Source organism: Candidatus Protofrankia californiensis (assembly GCF_900634765.1).
In the GTDB taxonomy this organism is placed as follows: Bacteria; Actinomycetota; Actinomycetes; order Frankiales; family Frankiaceae; genus Protofrankia; species Protofrankia californiensis.
The window spans coordinates 27,957-30,263 of sequence record NZ_CAAAFT010000064.1 but is presented as its reverse complement, the minus strand read 5'-3'; the positions used below and the strand labels follow the sequence as shown (position 1 = coordinate 30,263).

Below are 2,307 nucleotides of genomic sequence, written 5' to 3'. Positions count from 1 at the left end.
GCTGGGCAGGCACAGCCGGCCCAGGCACGGCGGGTCCAGGCGCAGCCGGTCCAGGCCTGGAGAGCGCGATCCGGGTGAACCCGTTCGGCGTGGGTGATCGGGTGGTGTGCGTGGCCGGACTGGTCGCCGACCGTCCGGACCGGACCGTGCGCACCGATCCCACCTCCCCCGGACCGTCCATGCTCGCCGAGATCGTCGACAAGCTCGCTGGACGGGCCGGGGAGCCCCCTGCCGAGGTCGCCGCCGACTGGTTCGCCCGTTACCTGCGGGTCGTCGCCGCACCAGCCCTCGACCTGTACGCCCGCCACGGGGTCGGTCTGGAGGCCCACCAGCAGAACTGCCTGGTCACGTTGGACGACCGCGGCCGGCCCGCTGCCGGCTGGTACCGCGACAGCCAGGGCTACTATGTCGCCGCGTCCCACGCGGACGCCGCCCGCCGCGCCGTGCCCGGATTCGGCGACGGGCTCGCCGCGATCTTCGACAACGTCCTCGTGGACGAACGGGTGCTCTACTACCTTATGATCAACAATGTGTTCGGGGTGATCGGCGCCTTGGGCGCCGCCGGAAAGGCGGACGAGGCCCGGCTGCTGGCCGGTGTGCGCGCATTGCTTGTGCGCATGCGTGCCGACCTCACCGCCGACGGTGTGGCCGTGCCGGGCCTGTTCGGCCTGCTGCTGGACTCCGCCGTCCTGCGATGCAAGGCGAACCTCGCGACGGCGGTCGACGGGCGCGACGAACTGGCCGGCCCGGTCGCAACCCAGTCACTGTACGTCGACATCCCCAACCCGCTCGTCACGGAGCTCGGATCGTGAACACCCGGCCGGACGATCGGGATCAGCAGGACGAACAGCCCAGGCGGGACGAGCAGGACGAGCGAGGTGAGCAGAGCAAGCGGGACGGCTGGGGCAAGCAGGGCGAACCGTTCGACCTGGTGGGCGTCGGGCTGGGGCCGTTCAACCTGTCGCTGGCCGCACTCGCCGACGGGCTGCCCGGACTGCGCACCCGGTTCTTCGAGACCAGGCCCGGATTCTCCTGGCATCCCGGCCTGCTGCTACCGGGCACACGGCTACAGGTGCCGTTCCTCGCTGATCTGGTCACCCTGGCCGACCCGACCAGCCGCTGGTCGTTCCTGTCCTATCTGCACGCGCACGACCGGTTGTTCCGGTTCTACTTCCACGAACGTTTCCACGTGCTGCGGCAGGAGTACGACGACTACTGCCGCTGGGTGGCCTGCGGCCTGGACTCCACGTGTTTCGGTACCCGGGTGGACGCGCTGCGCTGGCATCCGGACACCGGGCTGTTCGGGGTCGAGGTGAGCGTCCATGCCAATGGTTCGACGCGGACCCGGACGGTGCCGGCCCGCAACATCGTCCTGGGGGTGGGGACCGAACCGTCGGTGCCGGCGGAACTTGCCGGACTGCTCGGACCGGAGGTGTTCCATTCCGCCGAGTACCGGATGCGGCGAGCCACGCTTGCCGGCGCCGCACACGTGACCGTCGTCGGCTCGGGCCAGTCCGGCGCGGAGGTCTTCACCGACCTGCTGCGCGCCCAGCCGGAAACCGGCCAGGCCCTGCACTGGATCACGCGGACGCCGGCCTTCGCCCCGATGGAGTACTCCAAGCTGGGCCTGGAGCAGTTCACCCCCGACTACGTCCGGTACTTCCACACTCTGGACCAGCCGACCAAGGACGCGCTCCTGCCCACCCAGTGGCAGCTGTACAAGGGCATCGACGCCGAGACGATCGCGGAGATCTACGATCTGCTGTACGAGCGGACCGTCGCCGGCGCATCCGTGAACGCGACCCTGCTGCCCCATGTCACGATCGAATCGGGGATCCGGGCGGCGAACGGGCGGATCAGGCTGATCTGCCGGCACGTGCCGCAGGACCGTACGTTCATGGTCGAGACCGACCGGGTCGTGCTCGCGACCGGATACGCGGCCCGCCGGCCCGCCCTGCTCGACCCGGTCGCGGACCTGCTCGACCTTGACGACACCGGCCGGTACCAGGTGGACGCGGCCTACCAGCTCGCGACCGCACCGCAGGTCAGCGGACGGATCTACGTCCAGAACGCCGAACTGCACACCCACGGGGTCGGCACGCCAGACCTCGGCCTGGGCGCCTGGCGGGCCGCGGTGATCCTCGACGACCTGACCGGCGGATCGGCCTACCGCGTCCCGGAAAGATCGGCTTTCACGACCTTCGGGGTGCCTCCCGGTATGCCGGTGCCCAGCTCCGGTGAGCGTCCGCCAGCTGCCGATTCGGCTACCAATTCGGCTACTGGCTCGGCAGCCGAATCGGCTGTGCG

General features: G+C 70.2%; 2 protein-coding genes. Both read left to right on the top strand.

Features of this window, described 5'->3' with window-relative positions:
* On the top strand, positions 1–812 hold an 812-nt coding region (locus DD1DGNOD_RS28745), incomplete at its 5' end, for an IucA/IucC family C-terminal-domain containing protein (protein ID WP_283234654.1).
* A 119-nt stretch (positions 813–931) separates the two neighbouring features.
* Positions 932–2,307 (top strand): lysine N(6)-hydroxylase/L-ornithine N(5)-oxygenase family protein (locus DD1DGNOD_RS03820; protein WP_346434258.1); only part of this gene is annotated, 1,376 nt, incomplete at its 3' end.